The 7307-nt window shown below is 67.2% G+C and carries 8 protein-coding genes and 1 tRNA gene; 8 read left to right on the top strand and 1 reads right to left on the bottom strand.

Annotated features, from left to right (window positions below):
- The 8 genes from WEB52_04905 to trpB form a co-directional block, all read left to right on the top strand.
- Positions 1-1098: DUF1786 family protein (locus WEB52_04905; GenBank protein MEX2225773.1), on the top strand; the 1098-nt coding region annotated here is incomplete at its 5' end.
- A 67-nt stretch (positions 1099-1165) separates the two neighbouring features.
- A tRNA-Ser gene (locus WEB52_04900) sits at positions 1166-1256 on the top strand.
- Positions 1257-1547: 291 nt separating this feature from the next.
- Entirely contained in the window at positions 1548-2087 is a 540-nt protein-coding gene (locus WEB52_04895; protein MEX2225772.1) for a hypothetical protein, read from the top strand.
- A gap of 144 nt (positions 2088-2231) precedes the next feature.
- On the top strand, positions 2232-3257 hold the full coding sequence (gene trpD, locus WEB52_04890) for an anthranilate phosphoribosyltransferase (GenBank protein MEX2225771.1): 1026 nt from the start codon (positions 2232-2234) through the stop codon (positions 3255-3257).
- 7 nt (positions 3258-3264) lie between these two features.
- Positions 3265-4098 (top strand): indole-3-glycerol phosphate synthase TrpC, encoded by an 834-nt coding sequence (gene trpC / locus WEB52_04885; GenBank protein ID MEX2225770.1) that lies wholly within the window; start codon positions 3265-3267, stop codon positions 4096-4098.
- A complete protein-coding gene (locus WEB52_04880) occupies positions 4098-4613 on the top strand; it encodes an ATP-binding protein (protein ID MEX2225769.1) in 516 nt (171 codons plus the stop codon). The genes trpC and WEB52_04880 overlap by 1 nt, the downstream gene beginning before the upstream one ends.
- Entirely contained in the window at positions 4610-5335 is a 726-nt protein-coding gene (locus WEB52_04875; protein ID MEX2225768.1) for a phosphoribosylanthranilate isomerase, read from the top strand. Before WEB52_04880 ends, WEB52_04875 begins: the two co-directional genes overlap by 4 nt.
- Before the next feature lie 8 nt (positions 5336-5343).
- Positions 5344-6534: a tryptophan synthase subunit beta gene (gene trpB / locus WEB52_04870; protein ID MEX2225767.1), complete on the top strand. Its 1191-nt coding sequence runs from the start codon at positions 5344-5346 to the stop codon at positions 6532-6534.
- A 119-nt stretch (positions 6535-6653) separates the two neighbouring features.
- Here trpB and WEB52_04865 read toward each other — a convergent pair whose 3' ends face one another.
- On the bottom strand, positions 6654-7298 hold the full coding sequence (locus WEB52_04865) for a class I SAM-dependent methyltransferase (GenBank protein ID MEX2225766.1): 645 nt from the start codon (positions 7296-7298) through the stop codon (positions 6654-6656).
- Between the last annotated feature and the right edge of the window lie 9 nt (positions 7299-7307).

The following is a 7307-nucleotide window of genomic DNA, read 5'->3' as shown; positions in this document are numbered from 1 at the left end:
CTCGCCATCGACATGGGCACCGGCACGCAGGACATCCTGCTCTTCGACTCCGACGCCCCCGTCGAGAACAGCATCAAGCTCGTCATGCCGAGCGCGACGCAGATCGCCGCGGGGCGCATCCGACAGGCCACTGCGGCCAAGCGTCCGCTCCTGCTGACGGGCGTGATCCAGGGCGGCGGCCCCTGTCACTGGGCGCTCGAAGATCATCTGCGAGCCGGCGGCGCCGCTTTTGCGACACCCGAAGCCGCGCAGACCTTCGACGACGATCTAACGCAGGTCGAGCAGATGGGCGTACGCGTCGTTTCCGACGATGAGGCGGCCGCGCTCGACGGCGTCACGCGCGTCGAGCTGCGCGACCTCGATCTCGAAGCGATCCGCGCGGCGTTCGCCGCGTTCGACGTGTCACCGCACGTCGACGGGATGGCGCTCGCGTGCCTCGATCACGGGGCGTCGCCGCCGGACTACTCCGACCGGCTCTTTCGCTTCGACCACTTGAAGCGCGTCGTCGGCGAGAGGAACGATCTGCAGCAGTTCGCGTATCTTTACGACGAACTGCCCGACTATCTCACGCGCGCCCGCACGATGGTCGAAGGCGCCCGGCGCCAGGACGTCGCGACGCCGATCGTCTTCCTCGATACCGGGCCGGCAGCGGCGCTCGGCGCGCTGCAGGACCCGGCGGTGGCGCGCGCGGCGACCCAGCTCGTGCTGAACCTGGGTAACATGCACGCGCTGGCGTTTCACCTGCAGGGGACGCGAATCATCAGCCTGTACGAGCATCACACGGGAGAGATGTCGCGCGAGCAGATCGAAGACTTCAGCGAGCGCCTGCTCGATGGCACGCTGGCGCACCAGGAAGTGTTCGATACGAAGGGCCATGGCGTCTTCTACGCCGACGGCGAGCCGTCGAGCGGTGACGCGGATATCGTCGCGGTGACGGGCCCGCAGCGGGGCAAGCTTCGCGGCAGCCGGCTGCAGCCGTACTTCGCGGCGCCACACGGCGACATGATGATCAGCGGCTGCTTCGGACTCGTGCGCGCATTCGGCGCCCGCTACCCCGAGCACCGCGAGGCCATCGACCGCGCGCTGATGGTCGAGTAAGAGAACGTCGGTTACCCCGCGGTTAGTCTTCGAACGCTCGCTGCTAAACTGAAGCGCCACTTCGCCCGGAGGGGTGTCCGAGTGGTTGAAGGAGACCGTCTTGAAAACGGTTGTGGCCCAAAAGGTCACCGTGGGTTCGAATCCCACCCCCTCCGCCAGCCCGTTTCCTGGGCGCCAGTGTCAGCGGCACTTCGGCTCGCGGAAGGGATCACGGCCGTCACTCGACTCGCTAGAATGCTGATTGCTAGCCCGCTGAGGGGGCACGCACGAGGCCCGTGCACGGGCGGATCTGAATCTTCACGTGGCAAGCTGGTCCCGTAAGCTCGTGCGGCGTCCTCAGCGGGTTAACTGTCAAACGACCCACTACCGATCTTGTCCCTTGTGCGTTCCTGCACTAATCTCAATTTGAATCTGGCGCCAATGTCGCCATCCTCGTTGGGGAGGTCGCCGTGAGCATGGACACCCGCTGGGAAAACGTCGATGAGCTGCTCAAGCGCAGCGAGCGCACGAAGGACGAAGCGCTCGTCAAGGCGGCGCAGAACATCGCCGGCCAGCGCTTCGAGTTCCCGACGCAGGAGTACCCGGCGTACCGCACGCACCTCAACGTCCCGAACGTCACGATGGGCGTCCAGGTCGGCGACGAGGAGATCGACCCGACGATCGTCGTCGTCGAGCGCGTGAACACCGGCGAGACGCGGCTCGTGATGACGGCCGAGGTGTGCATCCGCGAGCAGGTCACCGATGGCGAGGCGAAGCGCGTATGGTCGCGCATCGCATCGATCCCCAACCAGGCGTTCTACCTCTATGTGCCGGTCGGATACGGCTCCGAGGCCAAGAAGATCTGCCGCCGGTTGGGCATCCGGCCCGAGGGCTTTCGCACCTACCGCACGACGCCACGCGGGTTCGAGGTCAACGACATCTCGGAGCGCCCGTCGCCGCTGGCGCCGCTGATGCCGCCGATCGTGAGGCGGTTGCTCGCGACACCGTAAGTCGAGTCGTCAGTCGTCAGTTTTCAGTTGTCAGGGTCGTAATCTATCGCCTGGGAGCGAGTCGCTGGCGGCATCCTTTGGCATCGCTCTATTGGCGGGCCAAAGGTGTGTCGCGATACGCTGATGGTCGCTGATGAGGCTCCTATGACCGCAGAACTTGCTATACGCGGCGCGATCGCGCGGCTCGTCGAAGGCTACGACCTCGACGAGCAGGAGGCCGCCGCCTGCATGGAAGAGCTGATGACGGGCGCAGCTTCGCCGGCGCAGTTCGGCTCGTTCGTCACGGCCCTGCGCCTCAAGGGAGAGACGGCCGACGAGATCACCGGCATGGCGCGCGTCATGCGCGAGAAGTCAAGCCATCTGGACGCCGGCGGCGAGTTGCTCGATACCTGCGGCACCGGCGGCGATGGCAGCGGCTCCTTCAACGTCAGCACCTGCGCCGCGTTCATCGCGGCCGGCGCCGGCGCCCGCGTCGCCAAGCACGGCAACCGCGCGATGACCTCGCAGTGCGGCAGCGCCGACGTCCTCGAGGCGCTCGGCGCGAAGATCGACCTCAACCCGGAGCAGGTCGAAGCCTGCATCGACGAGGCTGGTATCGGCTTCATGTTCGCCCAGGCCTTCCATCCGGCGATGAAGCACGTCGCCGCCGCCCGGCGTGAGATCGGCATCCGCACCGTGTTCAACCTGCTCGGCCCGCTGACGAACCCCGCCGGCGCGACGTGCCAGGTGATCGGCGTCGCGCGCGAAGACCTCGTTGAAACGATAGCCGCGGTGATGCAGCGTCTCGGCAGCAAGCGCGCGCTCGTCGTACACGGCGACGACGGATTCGACGAGGTCAGCATCTCCGGCGGGTCGATCATCGCCGAATTGACGCCCGATGGCGTGCGCACCTCCAGGGTGACGCCGGAAGACGCCGGGCTTCAGCGCCACGACGTCGGCGCGCTCCGCGGCGGCACGCCGGAACAGAACGCCGCCGAACTGCGCCTCGTGCTCGAAGGCGCTCCCGGCCCGTTGCGTGACTTCGCGCTGATCAATGCGTCTGCGGCGCTGATCGCGTGGGGGTCCGCGCCCGACCTCAGCGCAGGCGTGAAGCTCGCCGCCGAGAGCATCGATTCTGGTGCTGCCGTCGCCAGGCTCGACGCGTTCGTCGCCGCATCGAACGGCGTATAGGCGCGCTATGGGCGAAGGGACCGTCGTTGCGCAGATCGTCGCCGACAAGCGCGCGGAGATCGAAGCGCGCAAGCAGCAAGAGCCCCTCGACGCGCTGAAGCGCCGCCAGGACCGCATCCCGACGCCGCAGTACAGCCTCGTGCAGTCGATCCTCGAAGGCCCGCGCGGGCCGTCGTCCGGCGGCCGCCGTCTGCAACTGATCGCGGAGATCAAGAAAGCCACTCCGTCGAAGGGACGGCTCGTCGCGACGCTCGAGCATCGCGCGCTCGCCCGCACGTTTACGATCGGCGGCGCCTGTGCGATCTCGATCCTCACCGAGTCGAAGTACTTCCAGGGGTCGATCGACTTCCTGGGCGACTGCCGGGTCAGCATCGATGGCTACTACCCCGGCGGCCGGCCTGCGATGCTGCGCAAGGACTTCATCTTCGACCCCTACCAGGTCTGGGAGTCGCGCGCGTACGGCGCCGACGCCATCCTCCTCATCGTCTCCATCCTCAGCGATGAGGAGTTGCGCGCGCTCGTTACGCTGGCGCACGAACTGCAGATGGAGTGCCTCGTCGAAGTGGCGAGTGAAGACGAGTTGCAGCGCGCGCTGTCCGTCGACGCCGACGTCATTGGCATCAACAATCGCGATCTGCGCACGTTCGACGTCGATCTCGCCGTCACGGAACGGCTGCGACCGCTGATCCCCAACGACAAGGTCGTCGCCGCGCTGAGCGGCGTCCATACGCGCGCCGACGCCGAGCGCATGGCGAACGCGGGGGTACACGCCGTGCTGGTCGGCGAGGCTCTGATGACGGCGAGCGACGTGCGCGAGAAGATGCGGGAGTTCGTGTTCTGATGGCAATCGTCGTGCAGATGCACGGAGAGCCGGGAAGCGGCAAGAGCACCGTCGCGAAGGAGATCGGTGCGCGGCTGGGCGCCGTCGTGCTCGATAAGGATGTCGTGAAGGCTGCGATCATGACCGCGACGGGATACGACAACGCCGCCGCCGGACCGCCTGCGTACGACGTCTACTGGGCGATGGCGCGCTCGATCGCGCACCAGGGGCACTCGCTCGTCTTCGACAACCCGGCGTATTGGCCGCTGGTGCAGCAGCGCTCGCGCCAGGTCGCGGACGAGGCCGGCGCCAACTACGTCATGGTCGAGTGCGTCTGCAGCGACCGCGGCGTGCTCGTCGAGCGACTCGCCGTGCGTGACGCGCTGATCTCGCAGCCGCGCGAGCCGTACCGCTTCGACCTTGCCGAAAGGATTGTCGAACCGTCGTGCGAGCGGCTGGTGCTGGATACGCTCCGCCCGCTCGACGAGATCGTCGAAAAGGCGGTTGCACACATTCGCGCGGGGGTGCCCGCATGACGCGCGTCAAGATCTGCGGCTGCATGCGCGCCGCCGACGCCATCGCCGCTGCCGAGGCGGGCGCCGACTTCATCGGCATCATGTTTGCGGATAGCCGCCGCCGCGTGTCGCTGGATGAAGCCGCGGTGATCGCGCGCGCCGTCGGCGAACCGATGTCGCTGCACGAGCAGGACGAGCCGCCGCCGCTGCATCCCGGCCGCTTCGACAGCCCCGAGGCGTGGTTCGCGCACGGTGCGCAGGCACTCGACCGGCTGCTCGCCCGCAAGCGGCCGCTCGTCGTCGGCGTGTTCAAAGATCAGCCGATCGACGAGGTCAACGAGATCGCCGACGAGGTGGGCCTGGACATGGTGCAGCTCAGCGGCGCCGAGCCGTGGTCCGACGCGCTGCTCGCGACGCGACAGACCGTCAAAGTAGTGCGCGAGCTTCCGGGCATGACCGCCGCCGACGTGCGCGCCGCGCTTGAGTCCGATGCCGCGATCGCGTTCATGCTCGACGGTAGCAGTGGCAGGGGCGCACGCGGCGATTGGGACGTAGCGCGCGACGTTGCGTCGAAGTGCGCAATGTGGCTCGCGGGCGGCCTGACGCCGGAGAACGTCGGCGAGGCGATCCGCGTCGTGCGGCCATGGGCGGTCGACGTGTCGAGCGGCGTCGAAACAAACGGCAAAAAGGACGCATCGAGAATCGAAGCCTTCATCCGCGCAGTGAACGGACTCGCCGTATGACATCTATGATGGAACTTCCGGACGCGATGGGGCATTTTGGGCCGTACGGCGGGCGCTTCGTGCCCGAGACGCTGATGGTCGCGCTCAACGAACTCACCGCCGCGTTCGAAGCCGCCCGCAACGACGAGACGTTCAACCTCGAGCTGAACCATCTGCTCAAGACGTACGTCGGCCGCCCGACGGCGCTCTACTGCGCCGAAAATCTCACGCGCAAGCTCGGCGGCGCAAAGATTTACCTCAAGCGCGAGGACCTCGCGCACACCGGCGCGCACAAGATCAACAACGCCATCGCGCAGGGCCTGCTCGCGCGCCGCATGGGCAAGCATCGCATCTTCGCCGAAACGGGCGCCGGGCAGCACGGCGTCGCGACGGCGACCGTCTGCGCGATGCTCGGCATGGAGTGCACCGTGTTCATGGGCGCAGAGGACGTGCGGCGTCAGTCCCTCAACGTCTTTCGCATGAAACTGCTCGGCGCGAAGGTCGAAGTCGTCGAGAGTGGTTCGCGGACGCTGAAGGACGCGATGAACGAAGCGATCCGTGGCTGGGTGACGCACGTCCGCGACACCTACTACCTGATCGGCAGCGTCGCCGGGCCGCATCCGTACCCGTGGCTCGTGCGCGAGTTCCAGGCCGTGATCGGCCGCGAAGCGCGTGTGCAGATCTTGGAAGCGGAAGGACGTCTGCCTGATTACGCGATCGCGTGCGTCGGCGGCGGCAGCAACGCGATCGGCCTGTTCCACGCGTTCGTCGAAGACGCCGCTGTGAAGTTCATCGGCGTCGAGGCTGCGGGCGAAGGCCTGTCGACGGAACGCCACGCCGCGACGCTGTCGAAGGGCACGCCCGGCGTCCTGCACGGTTCGAAGTCCTACCTGTTGCAGGACGAGCACGGCCAGGTGCAGGAAGCGCACAGCATCTCGGCGGGGCTGGACTATCCCGGCGTCGGTCCGGAGCACAGCTTCTACAAGGACACCGGCCGCGCGGAGTACGTCGCGATCACGGACAGCGAAGCGCTCGAAGGCTTCAAGCTGCTCAGCGAGACGGAAGGCATCATCCCGGCGCTGGAGCCGTCGCACGCGATCGCGCACGTCGCGAAGATCGCGCCGCTGATGTCGAAGGACACGCTGATCCTGCTCGGCCTCTCCGGCCGCGGCGACAAGGACATGAACACCGTCGTCGATGCGCTGGGGATCGAGGTGTAGTTGCCGTCGTTCGCCCGCGGCGGTTATGCGCGCGTGACGTCTATGCCGCGACGAAATCCTTCGCTTCGCTCAGGATGACGTTAGGCACAGACTGTCACTGCAGAGGCGACGGATCACTGCTACGCCGGCTTCCGCGCGAAGATCAACGGATGCGCTTCCGGCGAGTGATCGCCGTCGCCGTATCCGTGCCCGAGGACCTCGTCCTTCAGGATCGAAAAGCCCGCGTCCTCGACCATGCGACGGTTCGCGACGGCGTCGAAGTGACTCCAGTACATCTCCGTGCCGAAGTAATCCTCGGTGTACGCGGCCTCTTCCGTCATCGCCACCGACGCCAGCAGGTACCCCGCCGGCCGCAGCCAGCGATACATCCGCGCGAACAACGGCGCGTGCTCTTCGCGCGGCAGGTGGAAGATCGCGTAGAAGCTCACGATGGCGTCGAACGAGGCGTCGCGAAAGTCGACGCTCGCCATGTCGGCCCGGATGAACGTCGCATGCGGCACCTGCTCGCGCGCCAGCGCCAGTTGCGCCGCCGAATGATCGACGCCGGTCACCGAGAACCGCTCGGCCAGCGCCCGCGCTACCGGCACGCCGGCGCCACAGCCGAGGTCGAGTATCGGGGCGCCATCGGGCAGGGCGCCGAGCAGGGGCGCCAGCGCCTGCGCGTCCTCGCGCGACCGTGATGCGTTGAAGACCGACGCGACCTCGTCGTACCCGCGTGCGACGAGCTTGCGATAGTCGCGGTTGGGGTCGTCGGCGCGCTTCATGGTGGGATC

Source organism: Dehalococcoidia bacterium, from assembly GCA_040902535.1.
Classification (GTDB): domain Bacteria; phylum Chloroflexota; class Dehalococcoidia; order DSTF01; family JACRBR01; genus JBBDXD01.
Note: the sequence above shows the minus strand (reverse complement) of the source record. Positions and strands in the feature narration are given on the sequence as shown.

What these genes read in the sequence shown, in the direction of transcription:
- trpD (MEX2225771.1), top strand. Translation starts at nt 2,232, where the DNA reads ATGACCGCAGAACTTGCTATACGCGGCGCGATCGCGCGGCTCGTCGAA.
- trpC (MEX2225770.1), top strand. Translation starts at nt 3,265, where the DNA reads ATGGGCGAAGGGACCGTCGTTGCGCAGATCGTCGCCGACAAGCGCGCG.
- WEB52_04880 (MEX2225769.1), top strand. Translation starts at nt 4,098, where the DNA reads ATGGCAATCGTCGTGCAGATGCACGGAGAGCCGGGAAGCGGCAAGAGC.
- WEB52_04875 (MEX2225768.1), top strand. Translation starts at nt 4,610, where the DNA reads ATGACGCGCGTCAAGATCTGCGGCTGCATGCGCGCCGCCGACGCCATC.
- trpB (MEX2225767.1), top strand. Translation starts at nt 5,344, where the DNA reads ATGGAACTTCCGGACGCGATGGGGCATTTTGGGCCGTACGGCGGGCGC.
- WEB52_04865 (MEX2225766.1), bottom strand. Translation starts at nt 7,298, where the DNA reads ATGAAGCGCGCCGACGACCCCAACCGCGACTATCGCAAGCTCGTCGCA.